Raw genomic sequence first — 21077 nt, 5'->3', positions numbered from 1 at the left:
CATCTCTGGCGTCCGAGAAGCGACCGGCCGCCGGTCGGCGATACCTACTTTTCGACTCCCGTCGTAGCTCCACGGGGAGAGCCATGCCCGGCAAACAACTGCTGATGATAGTCGGTGACTTCGGCGAGGACTACGAGATAATGGTACCGTTTCAGGCCTTGCAGGCCGTGGGCCACGAGGTGGACGCGGTCTGTCCCGAGAAGGAGGACGGCGATACCGTCAAGACCGCGGTCCACGACTTCCGAGGCGACCAGACCTACGTCGAATCGCGGGGCCACGACTTCCAGTTGACCGCCTCGCTCGACGAGGTGGACCCGGCGGACTACGACGGACTCGTGCTGCCCGGCGGGCGCGCGCCGGAGTACCTCCGGACCTACGACGAGGTACTCTCGACGGTCCGGCACTTCTTCGAGGCGGACAAACCGGTCGCGGCCATCTGTCACGCGGCCCAGATTCTGGCGGCCGCGGACGTAATCGAGGGCCGGACTTGCTCTGCGTACTCCGCGCTCGAACACGACGTGGAGGACGCGGGCGGCACGTACCACGACGGCGTGACCACCGACGGGAACCTCGTGACGGGCCGCGACTGGAGCGACCACGTGGAGTGGCTCTCGCAGTTCCTCGACGTGCTGGGGACTGACGTCCAGCACGGTGAATCCGCGGCGGCGGAACCGGCAGAGGACTGAACCACGCTCTACGTATTCGGCCCGGCCGGGACCCCGCCGTTACGTATTTTCCGGCGTCTGTAGTACCCCCGGACATGAAGTACGACGACTTCATGGGGCAGGTCCAGAACCGACTCGAACTGCCGGACACCGGCCGGGCGGTCCGCGCGACGCGCGCGGTCCTCCAGACGCTCGGCGAGCGCTTGCAGGGAGGCGAAGCCACGGACCTCGCGGGACCCCTGCCGATGGAGGTCGATTACTACCTCGAGTCGGCCGACTCGGGCCAGCGGTTCGACTACGACGAGTTCGTGGGGCGCGTCGCGGACCGGGCCGAAATCGAGCGCTCGGACGCGGTCTACTACGGCAAGGTCGTGGTCGGACTCGTGAGCGAGTTGGTTCCGGCGAGCGAACTCGAACAGGTCCGGGCGCAACTCCCGGACGACTACGAGGACCTTTTCGCGTTGGTGGACGCCGAGGAAGTCGAGGAGTGACGACCGGAGTTCGGTCGGCCGATTGCGGCGGTTTCGACGCCGCGGAACTCAGACGGTCATCTCCATCTTCGGCATCCGGATGAAGGCGGTCTCGTAGCCCTCGTGTCTGGCGACCTGCGGCGGCGCGTCCACCGTCACCGTCAGCGAGTCGCCCGACTGGAGTCCGTCCACGCCAGCGCCGTAGTGATAGCCGAGGTTGGGGTCGAGCGCGGGACGGAGGATGTCGTCGTACACCGTCTCGCCGTCCCGGGTCAGTGTCGCCGACAGCGACATGAACGGGAGCGGGTAGCGGTTGTACGGCGTCCGGGCAGACACCCCGAGGTAGCGCTTCCCGTCGGCGACGAAGTGGGGGTTCTGCTCGGGCGAGAACGCGACGAAGTCGGCGTCGCCGCTGACGCCCGTCGCGAGGGCACCCGGCAGGTCCGTGCGTTTCGGGACCTGTGAGATTGGCATCTTCATGTCGGCCGGTGCGATAGCGCCGGCGTCGCCCTTCTTGTCGGGCAACTTCTCGTAGGCGACGCTCCCGAGTTTGCTCCGAGTGTGTTCGAACTCCACGTCGATGCTCGTCTGCTCGCCGAACGCGCCGCGCAACTCGCCCATCCGGCGGGCCTGCATCGCCCCGACGGAGAGCTTCGCGGTGTAGGTGCCGCCGCCGGAGAGTTCCACGTTGTCGCCGAAGTGGTAGCCCATGTTCTGCGAGAGCATCGGCCAGAGGGGCCTCGAATCGACCTCCTCGCCGTCCTTCAGAATCCTCGCTTCGACGTTGGCGGTCGGGAGGACGGTCCCGGTCTTCTTGTCCCATATCGTCGCCATCAGGTGGGCCGTCGACTTCTCGGGGACCTGCGAAAGGTTGGTGTCGGTGTCGGTTATCGTCCAGAACGCGTGGGGCCTGCTGTACATCAGGCCGACCTTGTAGCGCCCCGTGCCGCCCATCCCGACCATCTTCATCCCGTCGATGTGCGTCGGATAGTAGACCTTCTCCTTCCGGTTGGCGACCGTGGTGAACTGACGAGAGGCCGACGAACGAGTCTGGAAGTTGCCGATGCATCCGGCGATACCGGCCAGTCCCAGCGGCGCACTGGCGCGGAGGAAGTCGCGTCGTCTCATTGCCGGAAGCTAGCCGGGTGGCACGAATACCGATTCTGGTTCACGCGTCGAAAAGGCGGGAGACGCCGGGCGGTCACAGGTCGTCCCGGAAGAGTGGCGAGTCCTCGTCCGTGCACTCCGGGCGACCGCACACCCCCGCCTCGTCCCCGGCCCGTTCGACCCCCGAATCGAGTCGGTGGAGTTCCCACTCGGCCTCGTGACCGGTCTCCGTCCGGTGGTCCTCGATGCGGGTCCGAGCAGTTCGGAGTTTCTCGAACGTCTCGTCGAGACCGCAGTCGGGACACGTCACCGTCACGCGCTCGTCTGGCATCGTCCGGACGGACGGCCGCGGTCCGTAAAACGCTCTCGCTCCGGCCGACCGTCGAGAGGTCTCTCAGTCCTCCCGGACGCCGTGGCGGAGCACACCCACGCCCTCGACTTCGACTTCGACCTCGTCGCCGCCTTCGAGCGGGGCCACGCCCGCGGGCGTCCCGGTCGAGATGACGTCGCCGGGTTCGAGCGTGAGGTACGTCGTTATCTCCTCGATTAGTTCCGGTACCGACCAGATGAACTCGTCGCGCGAGGACCGCTGGCGGGTCTCGCCGTTCACGCGGAGTTCGACCGACGCGTCGTCGGGCACCTCGTCGGGAGTGGCCAGCACCGGGCCGAGGGGTGCGGAGTTGTCGAACGCCTTCCCCCGAACCCAGTTCTGCTCGCGGTCTTGGTCGTCGCGGTTCGACACGTCGTCCATGCAGGTGAACCCGGCGACGTACTCCATGGCCTCGTCGGCCGAGACGTTCCGGGCCTGCTCGCCGACGACGACGGCGAGTTCGGCCTCGTGGTCCACGCGCTCCTTTCCGGCCGGGAGCGTCACGGTGTCGCCGTGGGCCGAGAGGGCGTTCGGCGGCTTGAGGAACAACAGCGGACGCTCCGGGGGTTCCTTGTCGCGCTCGGCGGCGTGGTCGGCGTAGTTCAGCCCCACGCAGACGATTTTGGAGGGGTCGGCTGGCGGGAGGACGTCCACCTCGCGCTCGTCGTAGGTCTGTCCGGCCGCTTCGATGCCCTCGTCGGTCCACTCGCCGACTCTGGTGGAGCCTGCGGGGTCGCGGAATCGTACCTGTCGCATGGTATCGGGTGTGTCGGGGCGGGGTAAAGAGGTTCGCGGTGCGGCGAATGCTTCGGGTTCTTCGCCGTGACGACGGACTCGGTCCCCCGGAGACTGGCCGACGAACTACCGGGCGGTTCGATACCGACGCGATTCGAGTCAGTTACCGTACTTATTTACACGCCGAATCGGTTGGTCCGAACGATGGTACTCGGTGGACTCCTCCCGGACTCGCCGGTCGTCTACGCGTTCGTCGTCGCGGCGCGACGGGTCTCATCTGGTTCGGTAGCGGGTGGCTCGAAAGCTCCGCGGAACACCTCGCGACCCACTACGGTCTCCCGGCGGTCGTGCAGGGTTCCATCGTCGTCGCGGTCGGGTCGAGCTTTCCGGAACTGGCGAGCGTCGTCTTCACCGCGCTCGCGGGGTCGTTCGACATGGGCGTCGGCGCTATCGTCGGGTCGGCGATATTCAACATCCTCGTCATCCCCGGGTTGGCCGGGACCACGACCGACGAGGACGTCGAGTCGAGTCGCACTATCGTGTACAAGGAGGCCCAGTTCTACATGATAGCGGTCTCCGTGCTACTGGTCACGTTCGCGCTCGCGGTCATCTACTATCCGACGGACGGCGCGAGTCTCGGGGGGACCCTGACCCGCCCGCTGGCGGTCATCCCCATTCTGCTGTACGGTCTCTACCTCTTCATCCAGTGGCAGGACGTGCGCGACCACGAGAGCGAAGATGACGCTGGCGACATCGCTGTGCTGCGCCAGTGGGGGAAACTGGCCGCCGGACTCCTCGTCATCCTCGTCGCGGTCGAGCAGTTGGTCGGCGCAGTCGAGGGACTCAACCACACGTTCGGCATCCCGCAGTTCCTCGCCGGGGTCACCATCATCGCCGCGGCGACGAGTCTCCCGGACACGCTGGTGAGCGTCCGGGCGGCCCGTACCGGGAGCGGTGCCACGAGTCTCGGAAACGTGCTGGGGTCGAACACGTTCGACCTGCTCGTCGCCATCCCACTCGGGGTCCTCATCGTGGGCACCGCGCCGGTCAACTTCGCCGTCGCCGTCCCGATGATGGGCGTGCTGACGCTCGCGACGATTCTGCTCTTCGTCGTCCTTCGGACCGACCTCTCGCTGACCGGGGCCGAGGCGTACGGCCTGCTGGCGGCGTACCTTCTGTTCGTCGCGTGGGTCGTCAGCGAGACCGTCGGTCTCACCGACGTGATTCGGGGCGCGTAATCGGCACCGGACGCCTCGATACGGAGGTCGAGACGCTAATCGGCGGAGAACGACGGTGACGGGGCGGAAGCACGCAGGAGAATCGTCACGACGGATTCGGCGCTGGAAGCGACCGATGCTTCCGAGGCGGGAGCAGGAAGTTGCCGCGCCGGAGGACTTCCATGTACTGGAGGATGCCGTTGTTGTTCTTCTGGCCCACTGCAGAGCGCTCGGCGAGGTCCTCGCCGTTCATCGCGTCGCGGGTGTCCACGAAGTCCGAGACGGTGCGCTGGAGCGAGACGAAGTGAAGACCCGCCCGGTCGCCGTCGGTCGAGTCGAAGTCACGCCGAATCATCAGCGGGGAGCCGTCGCTGTCGCGTGCGCGCGCGGACTTCTGTGAGTGGCCGACCACGCCCTTCGTGCGGGCGTGGTCCTCCGCGTGGGCGGGACAGCCGCGTTCCGCCATCTGAGCCGAGTCGCCGAGGTTGTCGCCCGCGCCCTCCACGAGGTCCTCCTCGGCGTGGACCGGGCAGAACATCTTGCTCACGCGCTGGGACCTGCTGTCCTGGTCGTACCACTGCTCCAGATTCAGCGCAATCTTCGATAGCTGGTGGGTCGTCCCGCCCGCGAACGGTCCGTTTCGAATCGTCACGCGGTCCTCGCTCGCCTGATTCTTGCGGAACCCGGACTTGAATCCCATGTAGAGGGGCGCGTCGTCCGAGACCGGCTTCGAGTCGGGAATCCCCGCCACGTCCTGATGGTCGGCGGGCAGACCGTCGCCGACGAATCCCGTCCGGCGGTCGGCCCGGTCGAAGACCCCCGAGAGGTCGGTCGCTACTTCGACGCCGTTGAGTTTCGACTGCTCGCCCAGCAGGGCCTGCTCGGCCGCCAACACGACCGACGCGTGGTCGCTGGCGAGGTGGACCACCGCGTCCTGCCGGTCGAGTTTCGGGTCCTCGAACGGCGCGAGGGGCTTCGGCTGTTGCAAGTCCACGGAGTCGGGAAGCGCCTCGTCGTATCGCTCGAAGTAGGACGGCGAGTAACCGACCGTGAACAGCAGTCCGTCGTTACCCCGGCGGTACGCGCGTTCGAGGCTCCGGAACGCCGACTCGACCGTCTCGCGCTCGGCGTCGCTCGGCGTCCCCTCGCCGCGGTAGTTCAGCAGGAGGAGGACGCGGTGGCGCGGCGCGACGTGGTTCCCGTGGTCGTCGGTCGCCAGAAACTCGTTCCACGCGTGCTGGCGCGCGGGGAGCGTCGAGAGGTCGTCCGGTCCCGTCGGCACGTCGGGGTCGCCGTTTCGCCCCAGACACGCCGACAGCGCGGAGCCACCCCCGATAGCGACCGCGGCCTTGGCGAACTGGCGACGGGAGAGTCCGCCGGCCCGGCCGCCCTCGGCGGGACCACCGTCGGCACCTTCGGCCGGTCGCCGTTCGGCGTCGCTTCGTTGGGTGTCGTCCATCGGCGGTGAGTACGAACGGGACGCGAAAGGGGGTTCTGGTTCGGGCGTCGAAAACGACCGCGGACCGTCCACCGGACTCGACGGGTAACTCGTTCGGCAGTGTAATCGCAAACACGTCGCTGTTGGGCGAGTTCATCTCAGTCATCCAAACACTCAACTGCGTTCGTGGACTGGGTTTCACGAGAGCGTCCCGTGTCCGAGACACCGACCGACTCGGTAGTCGAACTCGAGTTCCGAATCACCGACTCCCGGTATCCGCTCGTCTCGATACCGGAACGGACCGGTTGTCGAGCGAACGTCGAGGAGATAGTGCCACGGGGAAACGACACCTACGCGGTGTTCTACCAGATTGTGGGGGCGACGCAGGACGTCGTGGAACTCGTGAACGAACACGAGAACATCGAGGCCCGACGCGTCAGCGGTCGGGAGAGCGACGGCGTCGTCGAGGTTCTGGTGACGAGTCCCGACGAGCACTTCGTGGTCGCGCTGACCGACGCCGGAGCGATACCGCGGGAGATTCGAAGCGCGGACGGCGTGGCGAAAATCGTAGCTGAGGTGCCCGCGATGTATCAGGTCTCGACGGTCGTGGACCGGTTCCTCTCGGTTCACCCGACGGTCGAAGTCGTCGCGTGTCGCCAGAAGGACCGGACGAGTCCGATGTTCACCCGGCGAGAGTTCGAGACGATAGTCGAGGAGCGATTGACGCCCCGCCAGCGTGAGGTGCTGCGGGCGGCCTTCGACGAGGGGTACTTCGACTGGCCGCGGGGGAAGTCGGGCGAGGAGATAGCCGAGGACCTCGGCATCGCCAACACCACGTTCTCCCAGCACCTCCGGACGGCCGAGCGAAAACTGCTCTCTATCTTTTTCGACGAGAAGTGACAGTCTGGACCGACGATGGGTGACACGCCGGAGTCGGGGCGGAGCCGAACCCGGTCCCCGGCCGGACTCGAAATCGGCCGCCGGGGTCGCCGAGACTACCGCTCTTCGACGAGTCCGTCCACGAGTTTCGTGAACCGGTCGACCATGCGCTCGGGGAGCGACGGGGTTATCTTGGCCAGTAGGTCGGCGGTGGCCTCCGGGCGGGCGGGTTCGAGGTAGACGCGGTTGCCCTCCCGGCGCTTGTCCACGAGGTCGTAGTCGGTCAAGTTGTCGAGGTGCCACTCGACCGTACTCCGGGCCAGACCCAGTTCGTCGGTCAGTTCGGCGGGCGTCGTCTCCCCGGCGTCGAGGAGGACGGCCAGCACGTCGCGGGCCGTCTCGCGCCGGAACATGGCGAGCGCCGAGCGCTCCCAGTCGTCGAACCGCGGCGGGTAGAGGTGGGTCCGGCCCTGCACCTCGTCGGTCACGACCGTCCCGTCGTCGCGGAGTCGTCGGAGGTGGTACTGGACCTGCCCTGGGGCCACGTCGAGCGCCCGGACGACCGCGTTGAAGTGGACGCCCGGATTGGCCCGGACGTGGTCGGCGATAGTGCGGCGAGTCGCGTTCATCGCTCCTCACCCCCGCCGTCGTCGGTGGGCACGCCCGTACGCGGGTCGCGCGAGTCGTCACTGCGGGCCGACTGGCGGACCGACCGAGCGTCGAGGACGGCCGCGACGACCAGCGCCGCCATGGCGGCGTCGAGTCCGTGTTCGAGCAGGTGGTGTGACCCCTCGGCGACCGACCCGGTGAGCGACAGCACCGCGACCGCGGTCCGGGCCAGCAGGGTCGCCAGCGCCAGCGTCACCAGCAGATACGAGCGCGAGCGCCGCCGGACCAGCGCGGCGAGCGCGAGTCCGAGGACGACCGCCGACCCCAGCCCCGCGAGCGCCAGCAACGCGAGGAAGGCCGGGTCCGCGCTCCCGCCGTGACCGGCGTGGAGGAGCGTCCACCCCGAAGGTGAGAGTTGCACACTCGTCCGGTACGCGCCGGGACGATTTACGGATTCGGATTGGAGACGGCGCATCCGGTCTCCCGTTTCCCGACTGGCAACGGGATATCCGCGTCGGGCACCGGCGGTGTCCGACGAGAGACAGCGGAAATCGTGGTGTGGCCGTCAGTTGAGTCGCGGGTCCGGTCGCTCGACTTCGCGGCCACAGCGCGGGCAGCGATAGCGGGCGCTCTCGCCCGCGGCGAACTTCCGCGTCGGGCCGACGTACCAGCAGTTCGGACACCGACGAATCGGGAGGCGAATCACGTCCGTAGAGAGTAGCCGACGAACCAAAAGCGAGTCGGCGACCGCCGCGGCGGCGGGAATCGCGAGCCGAGTCCGACGGTGGACCGCAGGAGAGACAGCGGAAACGTCGGTGTCGGCGGAACGACCGGTGAGAGAAGACAGCGGAAACCGCGGGGTTCGCGCCGGTGTAGAGTATCGCGGAGAACGGCGCGCCGTCGTACAAGAACGTCCATCCGGTTCGGGAGCGCGACACTGATTACTCTGCGGTTCCGAGGTCCGTCGATGGCGGTTCGACGCGACGACGGTATCCACATCGAGGTCTCCGCGAGCAGTTCCGGTAGAGACTCGTCCGGAGACGCACGGACGTTCGTCGCCGACGCCTCCAGTGCGGTCGGCGACGTGAACGTCGTGAGCCACGCCCACGCCGACCACACTTTCCGGCGGACGCCCGAGACCGTGGTCTGTTCGGCCGCGACGGCGGCGCTGGTCGAGGCCCGGACCGGCGCGACGGTCCCCGAGTTCCGCGAGGAAACCGACGAGGTGACGCTGCTCCCGTCGGGCCACGTCGTCGGGTCGCGGGCCGCGCTGGTCGAACCCGGCGCGGCCGGAGCGACCGACGGCGGTGAGTCGGAGGACTCCGGCGACCACCGGCGCTACCTCTACACCGGCGACTTCTCGGTCCGCGACCGCCTCTACCTCGACGGATTCGAACCCGTGGACGCCGATGTGCTGGTGATGGAGACGACGTACGGCGTGCCGGACTACCGCTTCCCGCCCGAACCGGAACTACAGGGCCGGATTCGGGACTGGTTGATGGACAACTCCGAAGTGCCGCTGTTCCTGTTCGGGTACTCGCTGGGTCGCGCCCAGAAACTCCAGCGACTCGCGCGGAAGGCGACGAATCGGCCGCTCGTCGTCCACGACGCGATTCGGACCGTCAACGACGCCGTGGAGTCGGCGACCGACCTCTCGTTTCCGGCCGAGTCGCTGGCCGACCGAGAGGACGGTGCCCTCTCGGGCGACGAAATCGTGGTTCTGCCGACCCACCTCGCGCGGACCGACTGGGTCGAGGACCTCGTGGACGACCACGACGGCCTGAAGGCCGGGTTCTCGGGGTGGGCCGTGGACGAGTCGTTCCGCTACCGGGGCGGCTACGACGCCACCTTCCCGCTGACCGACCACTGCGACTTCGACGAACTGGTCGAGACCGTCGAGGCGGTAGACCCCGACACGGTCTACACTCACCACGGGTTCGACGAGGAATTCGCCGACCACCTCTCGACACACCTCGGCTACGACGCCCGGCCGCTGCTGGGCGACCAGACGCGACTGGACGACTTCTGACCCTGAAACCGGCAGTACCGGCCGTCCGCGAAAATACTTACCCGCCAAGAGGTCGAAGAAGGTTCCGTATGCCAAAAGTCGCAATCGTCGGCGGCGGACCCGCCGGACTCAGCGCCGGACTGTTCACCGCAAAAAACGACCTCAGGACCGTCGTCTTCGACACCGACGAGACGTGGATGCACAAGGCGCACGTGTACAACTACCTCGGCATCGACGAGATACGCGGGACCGAGTTCATGGAGGACGCCCGCGAGCAGGTCGAGAACTTCGACGCCGACCTCCGCGTCGGCGAGGAGGTCACCGACGTCGAGGACGCCGGGGACGCGTTCATCGTCACCACCGATGACGACGAGTACGACGCGAAGTACGTCGTCTTCGCCACGGGGACCGACACCGAACTCCCCGAGCAGTTGGGTTGCGAGACGACCGACGACGGTCTGGTGGACGTGGACCTCAACATGCGGACCAGCGTCGAGAACGCCTACGCGGTCGGGTCGATGATACGCGACCAGAAGTGGGAGGCCGTCATCTCGGCGGGCGACGGCGGCGCGGCCGCGCTCCAGATTATGAGCGAGGAGGCGGGCGAACCGGTCCACGACTTCGACGTGCCGGACGACGAGTAGTCGGCGAAATCGGACCGACTCTTCTACACGTCCTGCCCGTAGAGCGGCGGTTGGCTGGCGGTATCGACCACGACGAGCGGTTCCGTTCCGTCGGCCAGCATCTCCTCGACGGACGCTCGCTCGTCGCGCTCCTCGGCCGACGCCACCATCTTGCGACGGTGGACCTCGCGCGCGGCCTCGGCGACAGTCTCGGACAGTGAGAGTTCCCCGCGGAGCGTCTCCCAGATGCCGTCGCCGTAGAGGTAGTACGCCTCCTCGTCGCGCCACCCGTAGTTGTGTTGGGAGGAGTACTCGTACTCGTCGTCGCCGGTGGTGCGGGAGATGGCGTCCTGCACGGCGGCCAGCGCGCTGTCGAGGTCGGTCTCGTCAACGCCGCGTTCGTCGGCGACGGCCGCGATTCGGTCGTCCGAGAACGGGTGCTGAACGTCGGTCATAGGTGTTCCACGTTCTACGGCGACGGGGTATAGAGAACTACTGGCAGGACTCACTCCGACTCGCCGTCGGCGGCGAATCGGTCGGCCAGCGAGCGCGAGACCCCGGCGAGGTACGCCCCGCCCCAGACCGCGACCACGACCGCCCCGAAGCAGTCGAACACGAGGTCGGTCATCGTGTTGGCGAGACCGTGCTGAGCGAGGATGCTCTCCACGCCAGTCTGGGACGCGAATCCGTCGATGCCGAACTCCAGCAGTTCCCAGAGGACGCCGAACGCCATCGTGAAGACGAGGATGAACGCGGCGACGAACTTCCGGGGGAAGTAGACGTCGGCGTCGTGAACGTCGAAGGCGCGCACCGTCGCGTACCCCGCGGCCGCGACCAGCGACGACGAGAGCGTGTGGGTGAGGTTGTCCCAGAGTCCGATGGCGTCGTAGAGACCGAACGACCCGAGCGCGTGGAGAAACACCGGGACGACTATCCAGAGCGTGAGTCCGGCGTCGATGGGCAATCCGTAGTCGCGTTCGAGCAGACCGGGGAGTTCCATCACCGCGAGTGCGACGGCGGCGTTGACCACGACGCCGACGCTCCGCCGGACGAGACCAACGACGAGGACGACGACCAACGCGAGTTGCAACCCCCGGACGACCTGTCGCTGGCGGCGGTCGGACAGTCGAAGCCGTCCGGAGGATTCGGAAGCACTCTCCCCGGATTCGGACCGAGCGTCGCGTGAAGACCGAGGTCGGGCCACACTCGACGCGCCGACCGCGGAGCGTTTGCGCGGATGGCCGGTCGCGAAGCCGAGTCGCTCGCGGTCCACGCGACGGAAGTACGCGGCGAAGGCGACGCCGGCGACGACCCCGACCCCGGTCGCGGCGGCTAACGACCACATCACGCGGTAGAGACCCCGCAGATTTCGCGTCCCGAACGCGAGGTCGGCGACCCACCGGACCACCGCCCACGTACCTGCGGCGGCCATCGTCGCCGTGACAACGAAGACGACGGCGAACTCGGGCGACATCTCGACCGCAGTGAAGGCGTCGAACTCGACCGCGACCGCCAGCGCGAGCGCCGGGACGACGAGGTACGTCGCGACCGAACGCGGCAGGAGCAGGTCGAGCGACTGGAGCGCGTAGGGCGACGCCACGAACAACGAGACCTCCCACGGGAGCGTCGCCGTCCACCGACGGTAGGCGACGGCCGGAACGACAGTCACGACTATCGCAGCGAGTCCGAGTCCGGCCCAGAGCAGGTCGCCGGCGCTCGCGCTCACCCCCGCAGCGATGATGAGACAAGCTACCAATACCCACGAAAGGAGCGCGTTCCGTCGCCGCGCGACGATGCCGTCCGCGATTTCTCTCCCCCCGGACACCACGCGAACTACGACAGGGGGTCCTAAAAACGTGGAGTCCGGCGGGGTCGTTACCCGACCGTTACTGTGAGGCGTTGCGATAGTTCGGTCGGTTCGAGTCGGTGAAACGTTTGAACGATTCGTGAACCGTCCGTCGAACGCGGAACGACGAGTTCAAACCCGCGTTGTCACGTCCCGAAACCGTTCGAACCCGTGAAACGTCGCTCAACCGAGTTACCACTTCATGGGCCTGTGACCCGAGGTGTTAGTCGGGGGAAGAGAAAATGACAGCACAACGTTCAGCGTTCTCGGAGACCGTCGAATCGTGCGAGGACTGCGGTGAATCGACGCCTCACGACGTGCGTATCGAAATCCAGACCGAGAGCAAGAAGTCCGAGAACACCGAGTTCTCGCGCGAACCGTACCGGGTCGCCGAGTGTCTAGAGTGTGGGGAGACGACGAGCAAGCGGATGAACAACGCGTAATTCGGATTTTTCTCGTCGAGCCGTTTCGTCGATAGCCCGAGAGAGAGCGACTACTTCTCCGAAGTTCAATATAGCAAAATAGGATTTATTACTCCGTCTCGAACACCTCGGACAGCTCTTGGCGCATGAACTCGCGGCGAACCTTCCGCGAGCGCTCCGCGGAGAGGTAGTTCGAGAGGACGACGCGGGGGTCGTCGCTGCCCTGTTCGGCGGCGATGTCCTCCAGTCCCTCCATCACGGACTCGAGAACGGACGTGTAGGTGTCGTACCAGAACCGACGACAGAGCTGCGGACTCGGGCGCTCGCCGTCGATTTCCTCGGGCAGGTCCGCGCGCTCGGCCAACTCGCGAAACCACGACCAGACCGTCTCGCGGGTCACGTGAGCAGTAGCGCCTTGATTGGACGGGAAGAGGTAGCCGGACCACTCGTCACCAACGAGGTCGTCGAGTCTAGCGTCCAGCGCGCCGAGTCCGTAGACGAGGTTCACCTCGCCCGGTCCGTTCTTGCGCTCCTCGAACGTGACGTAGGCTGTCTCGTCGTCGGCCACGTCGCGTTCGATTTGGGAGACGTGGAGGCTGGCGACCTCGTTCGCGCGCAGACCCCACGCCGCGAGCGCGACGACCAGCAAACGTTCGCGAGGCGACTCGGCCGCGCGGACGAGCGCGCGGACGTGGTCCGGAGAGAACTGCGACGGGTCGGACTCCTCGACCTGCCACTTGAACTCGTCGTAGAGTCCGGTCGCGGGATTGACCGCGGCGAGGCGGCGACCGACGAGGTGCTGGTACCAGTCGTCCACGACGCTCCGGACTCGAAGCTTCGTACGGGCACCGTACTCGCGGTCGTTGAGCCAGTCGAACGCGGCGTAGCAGGCGTGAACCGCCTCGTGAGTCGGCACGTCCGAATCGCGAACCACGGGCGAGAGCAGGTCGTCGGTGTCGTTGGCCTCGCGGTAGGCTTCGACGTAGCGGTTGAGACGACGCCGCTTGGCGGCGATAGAGGACTCCCGAAGCGAGTGGCGCGAGCGCCGACTTTCGAGGAACGCCTGCAGGGCGTCGAGCGTCTCGTCGTGGTCAGTCGCCCAGTCGTAGCCGGTGTCGTCGCCGAGTCCGAGGTCCTCGCGCCAGAAATCCCCGAACGAGCGGTCGTGGTGGCGTCGGAGCGCCGCGAGGAACCCCCGAAGCCCCTCGTCTCGGAACCACTGGTGGCTGGGACGGTGGGTCTCGGGGTCTCGGCCGTCGGCTTCGAGGCGGGGCGCGACGCTCTCCCAGTAGAGTTCGCAGAAGTCCTCCAGCGAACACGTCGTCCAGCGCACGTCGGCGAAGGGGTCCCCTGACGCTTTCCGGACGGTCTCACTCACGGACGAACACCTCCCGTGGCGTCGTTCGAGGGGGAAAGGCGGTCGCGTTCGGGGTGCAGTATTCTAAGGTCGGCATTTTCGGGTGGTCGAGCGTTTCTCACGCTTTGCTTATAATTTTGTGGGTATAACCGACTGGTGGAGTCCGTTAAACCCACGGGAAATTGCCGGCGGTCGCCGGCCGAACGTATAAATTGTATTTCGATATATGGAAATGGTGTTCTGGGACGAGTTCAGAGACGGCCGGACGAGACCCTGACGAGACCTTCCGTGGCCGGTTCACGGTCGAACGGGCTTGGTGGAGCGAACCACCGTCGCTTAGTAGAGACCTTCCCGGCAGTTGTACGCCGAGTCCGAACCGTAGTAACGCATAGTTACGTCGAAGAACACCAAGTCGCCACCACAGTTGGCGGTCACTAGCGAGACGACGCGGTCGTCGGTCGAAAGCGATGACGACTATCGTCGGATTCTCGGAGAGATTACCGGCGGAACTCCGACGGGAGCGAGCGTGTACCTGCGTAGGGGCGCGACGGTTCCGGTAATTCGACCGACGTAACGGTCTCGTAGTCATTACCGAATTCGTACGTACTCAACCCCTCCCCGGGCGACGTCGAATCGACGGTCCCGTTACGCTTCCGAATGGTCACGCCTATCGACGGTCCTTCGACGACCGAAACTTCGAAGGTGTGAGGTCGTTCGCCGAGTTGTTTACCGCAACGGAACGGGTCCCTCTCGACCGGACGGGCCGACCGTACACCCCGCCGAGACGAGGAGAATCCCGAGACCCACCAACTGCAGGGCACGCGCGGAAACGTAATCGGCCGAATCGGGAGTAGGTGCGTTCATAGTTTCGGATTGATGGCACCGCTCATCAGAGCGACGGAAATAGCGGAGACGATACTACGCGCTGACCAGAGAACAGTCACTACAGACGGACGATTGCTGATAGTAATCGTACTATTTGGAGGTGGGAAGTCGGGCTAAACGGAATCACCGGAGAGGACGCACTCACGGTCAGAACGGAGGGCTACGCTCACCACCGAAGGGACAGTAAAACACCCGACCGAACATGTGCCCGACAATTTCCATATCGGTTCGCCGGCAATCGGCCCACATGGCAACGGTACGACCGGCCCTGACAGTACTGATGGGCCTCTTGCTTCTCGGCGTCGGGTGGTGGCTGACGAGGATAGAAGACTGGCAGTCGTACACCCCCGCCGTCGGCGGGGCGGCAGGCCACGAATCGGGGCACGGGACCGCCGAGAAACCGTCGGGTATCGTGCGATGGTTGACCACCGTGGACCACAAGGACGTCGGTATCCTCTACGGGACGTTCGGCCTGCTCTCGTTCGCGTGGGGCGGCGTGGCCGTCCTGCTGATGCGGACCGAACTTGTGACGCCGCCGGTGGACCTGCTCGGCGCGACGTTCTACAACGCGCTCATGACCACCCACGGCATCACGATGCTGTTCCTGTTCGGGACGCCGATTCTGGCGGCCGTCTCGAACTACCTCATCCCGCTGCTCATCGGCGCGGACGACATGGCGTTCCCGCGCATCAACGCCATCGCGTTCTGGTTGCTGCCGATAGCCGCGTTACTCATCTGGGGCGGCGTCCTGTTGGAACCGTTCGTCGGCGATATCTCGGGCGCGCAGACGGCGTGGACGATGTATCCCCCGCTCTCTGTCGAACAGGCGAACCCGGGCATCGACCTGATGCTGCTCGGGTTACACCTCTCGGGCGTCTCGGCGACGATGGGAGCCATCAACTTCATCGCGACCATCTTCACCCAGCGCGACGAGGACGTGTCGTGGGCGACGCTCGACCTGTTCTCGTGGACCGTGCTGGTCCAGTCCGGACAGATTCTGTTCTCGTTCCCGCTGCTCGGGAGCGCGCTCGTGATGCTCCTGCTCGACCGGAACTTCGGGACCCAGTTCTTCGCACAGGCGGGCGGTGGGCCGCTGCTGTGGCAACACTTGTTCTGGTTCTTCGGCCATCCGGAGGTGTACATCCTCGTGCTGCCGCCGATGGGTCTAGTGAGTCTCATCCTGCCGCGATTCTCGGGCCGGAAGCTGTTCGGGTTCAAGTTCGTGGTCTACTCCACACTCGCGCTGGGCGTCCTGAGTTTCGGCGTCTGGGCGCACCACATGTTCGCCACCGGCATCGACCCCCGGATTCGGGCGAGTTTCATGGCGGTCTCTATCGCCATCGCGCTCCCGAGCGCGGTCAAGGTGTTCAACTGGATAACGACAATGTGGAACGGCAGAGTTCGGCTGACCGCGCCGATGCTGTTCTGCGTCGGATTCGTCGCCAACTTCATCGTCGGCGGCGTCACGGGCGTGTTCGAGGCCGCGATTCCGGTGGACCTCGTCCTCCACGACACGTACCACGTCGTCGCGCACTTCCACTACGTCATCATGGGCGCTATCGCGTTCGCGGTCTTCGCGGCGGTCTACTACTGGTTCCCGCTGTACACCGGTCGGATGTACCAGCGAACGCTCGCCAAGGCGCACTTCTGGCTGTCGATGGTCGGGACGAACGTCACGTTCTTCCCGATGATTCTGCTGGGGTACGGCGGGATGCCCCGTCGGTACGCGGGGTACGACCTCACGGTCGGCCCCGTTTCGTACTTCGCGAACCTCCACCAGATAGCGACTGTCGGCGTCTACCTGCTGGCGCTGGGCCAACTAATCTTCGTCTGGAACGTGGTCCAGTCGTGGCTCGAAGGCCCGGAGGTCGAGGACGGCGACCCGTGGGACCTCGCCGACGACGGACTGCTGACCCACGAGTGGGCGTGGTTCGAGCGCAAGCGCGAGACCGCGCTCGCCGCCACCGACGGCGGCGAGACGACGGCGGCCGACGACGGTGAGAAACCGCTCCCCGACGGCGGCGAGCGGGAGTGAAACGAGGGCGACCGAACCCTCGCTCGACTCCTCACCCGACCGTCTTCGTCAGACTATCCGTCACTTTTCCGAGGAAGAACCCGAACAGCGCCACGAGAACCGCCGTCTGCGTTCCGCCGACGTAGTAGCCGAGCGCCAGTCCACCGACCGCGAGGACGACGCCGAGGGAGTCGCTGTGCATATCGGCGGAAGGGAGGCTCCCGTCGGATAGCTTCCGCCGAACGTCTTCGGGCGCGGTCGGAGAGCGTCGGTATCGGAATCGCTGGTATCGGTATCAGTACCGTCGGTATCGGTCGATATTCCCTCGTTACTGCCCGTCGAAAATAGCGTCTCGAGGTCAGACCAGCGTCTCCGGGCGGTCCCCGAGGTAGTCGAACACGGCTCCGAGCGTGAACCCGTACGAGAAGTGCGCACCGAGCGTCAGCACGAGGTAGAGCGCCATCGCCAGTCCGGTGTACCCCTCGTAGAAGGCGGGCGCGAACCCGGTCCAGAGGACGAATCCGAACGGGATTCCCTTCGTCGCGTACTTCTCGCCCGGCAGATACGCCCCGATAGACGCGAACAGGAGCGGCCACATGACCATCCCGGTCAACAGGAACAGCACGTACCCGACCGCGGTCGGGTCGAGCGGTAGAATCGCGTTGAACCCCGTGAGTTCGGCCAGCGTTCCGAAGCTCTCTATCTGGAACGCATCCAGCGACGCCGCGATGAGCAGTCCGACCGTCAGCGCGCCGGTGCCGACCAACCCGCCGACCGCGCCGATGAAGCCGTCGGTCACGATTCCCCACAGGTGGTCGAAGTCGGGTTCCGTCCCCTCGGTCACGTCCTCGTGCAGGTCCGTCGATAGCTCCGGTTCGTCCCCCTCCATGGTGTACGATACCGTTCGACAATCCAAAAGCGTTCTCCCTCTTTCACGAATATTCGTGGGAAACCGATAAGTACACGTACGATGTTATCAACTGTCATGGTATCGTCGGCCGGAGCGCTACTCCTCGCCGCCAGCGAGTTCCTCCCGGCCCAGTCCGGGATAGTACCGAAGGGAACCAGAGTGGAGGTGTTCCAGCGCATATTCACGGTGTTCTTGGTACTCGGGACGCTGGTCGGTGTGGTCGTCATCGGCTACATGGTGTACAACGCGTACAAGTACCGCGACGGGGACGGGCGGGCGACCGAGGACGAGGGACCCCGCCTCGGCGAACTCCCCACGGGCGGGGGCGGCGGTCGGAAACTGTTCTTCTCGTTCGGACTGAGTACGATAATCGTGGTCTCGCTCATCGCGTGGACCTACGGGACGCTGCTCTACGTCGAAGAGAATCCGCCCGGCGAGGGCGAGGAGGGCCTCGAAATCGACGTGGTGGGCTATCGGTTCGGGTGGGACTTCGTCTACCCGAACGGACACACGTCCAGTACGCTGCGCGTCCCCGAGAACGAGACGGTCCACCTCCGAGTCACGTCCGAGGACGTGTTCCACACGTTCGGGGTGCCGGAGTTACGGGTGAAGACCGACGCCATCCCGGGCCAGAGGACCGACACGTGGTTCCGCACGAACGAGACGGGGACCTACGAGGCGAGGTGTTTCGAACTCTGCGGGGCGGGCCACTCCTACATGACCGCGGACGTGGTGGTGATGGACGCCGAGGCGTACGAGTCGTGGTACGCCAACACCACGAGTGCGAACGGGTCGGCGTCGAACAGTTCGGCGCTCCTCGGTCCGGGCGACGCCGTCGCTCCGGGTGATGGGGCAACCTCGCTCGCGAACGCGAACGCGCTGGAGGTGGGCGCATGACCGACGGGAACGCCGACGGTGACGCGGAGACCGACGACGGTGTGAAGACGGACGGCGGGACGGAGACGGACGGCGGCGTGGCGAACGCCTCACACGGGACCGACCATCACCACGACCTGCCCGACCCCGGCCGCGTGAAGCGGTGGCTGGTCACGACCAACCACAAGGACGTGGGCATCCTCTACACCGTCACGGCGCTGTTCTTCCTCGTGTTCGGCGGCGTGCTGGCGCTGTTGATGCGCCTCCAGTTGTGGACGCCGGGCGTGAGCCTGCTCGAACCACTCCAGTACAATCAGGCCGTCTCGGCCCACGGTCTCATCATGGTGTTCTGGTTCCTCTCGCCGTTCGCGTTCGGGTTCGCCAACTACGTGGTGCCCCTGCAAATCGGCGCGAAAGACCTCGCGTTCCCCCGGTTGAACGCGCTGTCGTACTGGCTCTACCTCTTCTCGGGGGTTCTGATGGGCGTCTCGTTCTTCCAAGGCGGCACCTTCGGGGGCGGGTGGACGATGTACGCGCCGCTGAACCTCCCGGTGTACACTCCGAACATCGGCGCGAGCACCGCGGTGCTGGCGCTGGTGATGTTCACCGCGTCGGTGACTGTCGGGTCGGTGAACTTCCTGACGACGATGCACCGGATGCGCGCCGAGGGGTTGACTCTCCGGCGGATGCCGCTGTTCACGTGGACCATCCTGCTCACGACGTGGATGATGCTGTTCGCGTTCGCGGCGCTGTTGGCAGCGCTGATGATTCTCTCGGCCGACCGCCTGCTGGGGACCCAGTACTTCGCGGCGACGGGTCACGCCGGGTCGCTGCTGTGGGCGCACCTGTTCTGGTTCTTCGGCCACCCGGAGGTGTACATCGTCTTCTTCCCGGCGCTCGGCGTGATGGCCGAGACGTTCCAGACGTTCACGGGGCGGCGTCTCGTCGGCCGGAAGTGGTTCATCGCGGCGATGGTGCTGGTGGCGCTCCAGAGCTTCCTCGTCTGGATGCACCACATGTTCCTGACGAGCATCAACCTCCAGATAAAGACGCTGTTCATGGCGACCACCATCGGCATCTCGCTGCCGTTCGACCTGATGGTGTTCGCGCTCATCTACACCACCGTCAAGGGGAAGGTCCGGTTCGCCACGCCGTTCCTGTTCTCGTTCGGCGCGCTGATACTGTTCATCCTCGGGGGCATCACCGGAGTCTTCCTCGGCGCAGTCGTCCTCGACTACGAGTTCCGAGGCACCTACTGGGTCGTCGCGCACTTCCACTACGTGATGGTCGGGGGCGTGACCGCGCTGGTGGGCGGTCTCTACTACTGGTACCCCAAGATGACGGGCAAGATGTACGACGAGTTCCTCGGGAAGGTCCACTTCGCGCTCTACTTCGTCGGGTTCAACCTGTTGTACTTCCCGATGTTCCTCGCGTGGGAGACCCCGCGCCGGGACTTCGTCTATCCGGAGGCGTTCCTCCAGTGGCACCAGCTATCGACCGTCGGCGGGTTCCTGCTGGGCGCGTCGTTCCTCGTGATGTTCTACAACCTGTTCGCCAGTCTCTGGCGGGGCGAGGACGCCGACGACAATCCGTGGCGCTACTCGACCACGACGGAGTGGGCGCTTCCATCGCCGCCGCCCCTCGAGAACTTCCCCGGCAAGCCGTCGTTCTCCAGCGGGTCGCTGGAGTTCCGACGCGGCGCGGGCGGCGTGGCCGACGGCGGCGAGTTAGCGGGCAAAGAGGCGACCGACGGCGGCGTCGCGCGGGACGCACAGGGGCAACTCGCGGACACGCACGCGGGAGACGAAAACGAAGAGAGCCACGCCAGCATCTGGCCGTTCGTAATCGGACTCGCGTCGTTCGTCCTGCTGTTGGGGCTGTCAGGCCTGCAGAAAGCGAGCTACCCCGACGGACTCGAAGGCGGGTTCTACGTCGCCCTCACGGTCGGCGGTCTGCTCGGCGGACTGTGGGCGCTGGTCAGGATGGCCCGCGAGGAGTTCCACGCCCTGACCGGTCCGTTCGGCGAGAGTTGGCCGTTCGAAGACGTCGGGAACACGAAGCTCGGCGTCTGGATATTCCTCGCCAGCGACGTGGTACTGTTCGGCGCGTTCATCGGGTCGTACGCCTTCATCCGGGTCGCGGAGGGGTGGACCGACTGGCACCACCTGATACCGGCCGCCCACGTTCCGCTCCCGGGACTCATCAACACGTACATCCTGTTGACGAGCAGTTTCACGGTCGTGCTGGCACTCGTCGCGGCCGAGCGGGGAAGTCGCTGGGGACTGGTCGGGTCGCTCGTGACGACGTTCGTCCTCGGTATCGCGTTCCTCGTCAACAAGGCGCTGGAGTGGCTCCACCTGTTCCACGTCCACACCGAGGCGTTCCCGCACGGGTGGGACATCGGGACAACGTCGCGTCCTCGACGTTCTACCTGACCACCGGCTTACACGGCCTGCACGTCGTCGCGGGGTTGATAGTCACGCTGTATCTCATCGTGCGGGCGTGGAACGGCGCGTACCTCGACGACGACCGGCCGGTCGAGTACTTCGGCCTGTACTGGCACTTCGTGGACATCGTGTGGCTGTTCCTGTTCCCGCTGTTCTACATCCTGTGACCATGACCGGCAACATCCCAATTACCACCGAA

General features: G+C 65.9%; 20 protein-coding genes and 2 pseudogenes. 10 read left to right on the top strand and 12 right to left on the bottom strand.

Going from position 1 to position 21077, the window contains the following annotated elements; translation table 11 throughout:
• The first annotated feature begins 83 nt into the window (after nt 1–83).
• On the top strand, nt 84–686 hold the full coding sequence (locus tag FXF75_RS15395; RefSeq protein WP_163522748.1) for a DJ-1/PfpI family protein: 603 nt from the start codon (nt 84–86) through the stop codon (nt 684–686).
• A 74-nt stretch (nt 687–760) separates the two neighbouring features.
• Nucleotides 761–1156 carry a DUF2267 domain-containing protein gene (locus FXF75_RS15390; protein ID WP_163522747.1) on the top strand — a complete coding sequence of 132 codons (396 nt, stop codon included), beginning with the start codon at nt 761–763 and terminating at the stop codon, nt 1154–1156.
• Between the two features lie 48 nt (nt 1157–1204).
• Here the strand turns inward: FXF75_RS15390 and FXF75_RS15385 are convergent, their stop codons facing one another.
• The 3 genes from FXF75_RS15385 to FXF75_RS15375 all read right to left on the bottom strand — a co-directional run bounded on the left by FXF75_RS15385 (nt 1205) and on the right by FXF75_RS15375 (nt 3368).
• Nucleotides 1205–2263 carry an iron transporter gene (locus FXF75_RS15385; RefSeq protein ID WP_163522746.1) on the bottom strand — a complete coding sequence of 353 codons (1059 nt, stop codon included), beginning with the start codon at nt 2261–2263 and terminating at the stop codon, nt 1205–1207.
• 73 nt (nt 2264–2336) lie between these two features.
• Nucleotides 2337–2573, bottom strand: coding sequence for a hypothetical protein (locus FXF75_RS15380; protein ID WP_163522745.1), 237 nt, complete (start codon nt 2571–2573; stop codon nt 2337–2339).
• Nucleotides 2574–2636: 63 nt separating this feature from the next.
• A complete protein-coding gene (locus FXF75_RS15375; protein WP_163522744.1) occupies nt 2637–3368 on the bottom strand; it encodes a fumarylacetoacetate hydrolase family protein in 732 nt (243 codons plus the stop codon).
• A gap of 183 nt (nt 3369–3551) precedes the next feature.
• On the opposite strand from FXF75_RS15375, the pseudogene FXF75_RS15370 reads away from it, so the two are divergent.
• Nucleotides 3552–4585 (top strand): annotated as a pseudogene (locus FXF75_RS15370) (sodium:calcium antiporter).
• 85 nt (nt 4586–4670) lie between these two features.
• Here the strand turns inward: FXF75_RS15370 and FXF75_RS15365 are convergent.
• Nucleotides 4671–6023 (bottom strand): Tat pathway signal protein, encoded by a 1353-nt coding sequence (locus tag FXF75_RS15365; protein WP_240334708.1) that lies wholly within the window; start codon nt 6021–6023, stop codon nt 4671–4673.
• A 192-nt stretch (nt 6024–6215) separates the two neighbouring features.
• Here FXF75_RS15365 and FXF75_RS23355 point away from each other — a divergent pair, with 192 nt between their 5' ends.
• On the top strand, nt 6216–6902 hold the full coding sequence (locus FXF75_RS23355) for a bacterio-opsin activator domain-containing protein (RefSeq protein ID WP_163522743.1): 687 nt from the start codon (nt 6216–6218) through the stop codon (nt 6900–6902).
• 95 nt (nt 6903–6997) lie between these two features.
• Here the strand turns inward: FXF75_RS23355 and FXF75_RS15355 are convergent, their stop codons facing one another.
• From FXF75_RS15355 to FXF75_RS15345, 3 genes are all read right to left on the bottom strand, one after another.
• Complete coding sequence (locus tag FXF75_RS15355) at nt 6998–7510, bottom strand: winged helix-turn-helix transcriptional regulator (protein WP_163522742.1); 513 nt, start codon at nt 7508–7510, stop codon at nt 6998–7000.
• Nucleotides 7507–7911 carry a hypothetical protein gene (locus FXF75_RS22170; RefSeq protein ID WP_205427702.1) on the bottom strand — a complete coding sequence of 135 codons (405 nt, stop codon included), beginning with the start codon at nt 7909–7911 and terminating at the stop codon, nt 7507–7509. Before FXF75_RS22170 ends, FXF75_RS15355 begins: the two co-directional genes overlap by 4 nt.
• A 144-nt stretch (nt 7912–8055) precedes the next feature.
• Nucleotides 8056–8196: a hypothetical protein gene (locus FXF75_RS15345; protein WP_163522741.1), complete on the bottom strand. Its 141-nt coding sequence runs from the start codon at nt 8194–8196 to the stop codon at nt 8056–8058.
• 261 nt (nt 8197–8457) lie between these two features.
• On the opposite strand from FXF75_RS15345, the gene FXF75_RS15340 reads away from it, so the two are divergent.
• The gene (locus FXF75_RS15340) at nt 8458–9519 is read left to right on the top strand and encodes an mRNA 3'-end processing factor (protein ID WP_205427700.1); all 1062 of its coding nucleotides are present in this window, start codon (nt 8458–8460) and stop codon (nt 9517–9519) included.
• A 68-nt stretch (nt 9520–9587) separates the two neighbouring features.
• A complete protein-coding gene (locus tag FXF75_RS15335; RefSeq protein WP_163522740.1) occupies nt 9588–10142 on the top strand; it encodes an NAD(P)/FAD-dependent oxidoreductase in 555 nt (184 codons plus the stop codon).
• A gap of 23 nt (nt 10143–10165) precedes the next feature.
• Here the strand turns inward: FXF75_RS15335 and FXF75_RS15330 are convergent, their stop codons facing one another.
• Together FXF75_RS15330 and FXF75_RS22745 are read right to left on the bottom strand one after the other, a co-directional pair.
• On the bottom strand, nt 10166–10576 hold the full coding sequence (locus FXF75_RS15330) for a hypothetical protein (RefSeq protein WP_163522739.1): 411 nt from the start codon (nt 10574–10576) through the stop codon (nt 10166–10168).
• 50 nt (nt 10577–10626) lie between these two features.
• A complete protein-coding gene (locus FXF75_RS22745) occupies nt 10627–11946 on the bottom strand; it encodes a hypothetical protein (protein WP_163522738.1) in 1320 nt (439 codons plus the stop codon).
• 263 nt (nt 11947–12209) lie between these two features.
• Between FXF75_RS22745 and FXF75_RS15320 the strand changes: the two genes are divergently transcribed.
• On the top strand, nt 12210–12410 hold the full coding sequence (locus FXF75_RS15320) for a hypothetical protein (protein ID WP_163522737.1): 201 nt from the start codon (nt 12210–12212) through the stop codon (nt 12408–12410).
• 88 nt (nt 12411–12498) lie between these two features.
• On the opposite strand, the gene FXF75_RS15315 is transcribed toward FXF75_RS15320, so the two are convergent.
• Nucleotides 12499–13767: a hypothetical protein gene (locus FXF75_RS15315; RefSeq protein WP_163522736.1), complete on the bottom strand. Its 1269-nt coding sequence runs from the start codon at nt 13765–13767 to the stop codon at nt 12499–12501.
• A gap of 1111 nt (nt 13768–14878) precedes the next feature.
• Here FXF75_RS15315 and FXF75_RS15310 point away from each other — a divergent pair.
• Nucleotides 14879–16666, top strand: a complete 1788-nt coding sequence (locus tag FXF75_RS15310; protein ID WP_163522735.1) for a cbb3-type cytochrome c oxidase subunit I — start codon at nt 14879–14881, stop codon at nt 16664–16666.
• 31 nt (nt 16667–16697) lie between these two features.
• Here FXF75_RS15310 and FXF75_RS15305 read toward each other — a convergent pair whose 3' ends face one another.
• The gene (locus FXF75_RS15305; protein ID WP_163522734.1) at nt 16698–16847 is read right to left on the bottom strand and encodes a hypothetical protein; all 150 of its coding nucleotides are present in this window, start codon (nt 16845–16847) and stop codon (nt 16698–16700) included.
• A 156-nt stretch (nt 16848–17003) separates the two neighbouring features.
• Entirely contained in the window at nt 17004–17534 is a 531-nt protein-coding gene (locus tag FXF75_RS15300) for a DUF6789 family protein (protein WP_163522733.1), read from the bottom strand.
• A gap of 96 nt (nt 17535–17630) precedes the next feature.
• On the opposite strand from FXF75_RS15300, the gene coxB reads away from it, so the two are divergent.
• Both coxB and FXF75_RS15290 read left to right on the top strand, forming a co-directional pair.
• Complete coding sequence (gene coxB / locus FXF75_RS15295) at nt 17631–18452, top strand: cytochrome c oxidase subunit II (protein WP_163522732.1); 822 nt, start codon at nt 17631–17633, stop codon at nt 18450–18452.
• Nucleotides 18449–21045: pseudogene (locus FXF75_RS15290) on the top strand (cbb3-type cytochrome c oxidase subunit I). The gene coxB and the pseudogene FXF75_RS15290 overlap by 4 nt, the downstream one beginning before the upstream one ends.
• Nucleotides 21046–21077: the final 32 nt, after the last annotated feature.

Origin of the sequence: Halorussus sp. MSC15.2, from assembly GCF_010747475.1 — an archaeon.
Lineage (GTDB): Archaea > Halobacteriota > Halobacteria > Halobacteriales > Haladaptataceae > Halorussus.
Note: the sequence above shows the minus strand (reverse complement) of the source record. Positions and strands in the feature narration are given on the sequence as shown.

What these genes read in the sequence shown, in the direction of transcription:
- FXF75_RS15395 (WP_163522748.1), top strand. Translation starts at nt 84, where the DNA reads ATGCCCGGCAAACAACTGCTGATGATAGTCGGTGACTTCGGCGAGGAC.
- FXF75_RS15390 (WP_163522747.1), top strand. Translation starts at nt 761, where the DNA reads ATGAAGTACGACGACTTCATGGGGCAGGTCCAGAACCGACTCGAACTG.
- FXF75_RS15385 (WP_163522746.1), bottom strand. Translation starts at nt 2,263, where the DNA reads ATGAGACGACGCGACTTCCTCCGCGCCAGTGCGCCGCTGGGACTGGCC.
- FXF75_RS15380 (WP_163522745.1), bottom strand. Translation starts at nt 2,573, where the DNA reads ATGCCAGACGAGCGCGTGACGGTGACGTGTCCCGACTGCGGTCTCGAC.
- FXF75_RS15375 (WP_163522744.1), bottom strand. Translation starts at nt 3,368, where the DNA reads ATGCGACAGGTACGATTCCGCGACCCCGCAGGCTCCACCAGAGTCGGC.
- FXF75_RS15365 (WP_240334708.1), bottom strand. Translation starts at nt 6,023, where the DNA reads ATGGACGACACCCAACGAAGCGACGCCGAACGGCGACCGGCCGAAGGT.
- FXF75_RS15355 (WP_163522742.1), bottom strand. Translation starts at nt 7,510, where the DNA reads ATGAACGCGACTCGCCGCACTATCGCCGACCACGTCCGGGCCAATCCG.
- FXF75_RS15340 (WP_205427700.1), top strand. Translation starts at nt 8,458, where the DNA reads ATGGCGGTTCGACGCGACGACGGTATCCACATCGAGGTCTCCGCGAGC.
- FXF75_RS15335 (WP_163522740.1), top strand. Translation starts at nt 9,588, where the DNA reads ATGCCAAAAGTCGCAATCGTCGGCGGCGGACCCGCCGGACTCAGCGCC.
- FXF75_RS15330 (WP_163522739.1), bottom strand. Translation starts at nt 10,576, where the DNA reads ATGACCGACGTTCAGCACCCGTTCTCGGACGACCGAATCGCGGCCGTC.
- FXF75_RS15320 (WP_163522737.1), top strand. Translation starts at nt 12,210, where the DNA reads ATGACAGCACAACGTTCAGCGTTCTCGGAGACCGTCGAATCGTGCGAG.
- FXF75_RS15310 (WP_163522735.1), top strand. Translation starts at nt 14,879, where the DNA reads ATGGCAACGGTACGACCGGCCCTGACAGTACTGATGGGCCTCTTGCTT.
- FXF75_RS15305 (WP_163522734.1), bottom strand. Translation starts at nt 16,847, where the DNA reads ATGCACAGCGACTCCCTCGGCGTCGTCCTCGCGGTCGGTGGACTGGCG.
- FXF75_RS15300 (WP_163522733.1), bottom strand. Translation starts at nt 17,534, where the DNA reads ATGGAGGGGGACGAACCGGAGCTATCGACGGACCTGCACGAGGACGTG.
- coxB (WP_163522732.1), top strand. Translation starts at nt 17,631, where the DNA reads ATGGTATCGTCGGCCGGAGCGCTACTCCTCGCCGCCAGCGAGTTCCTC.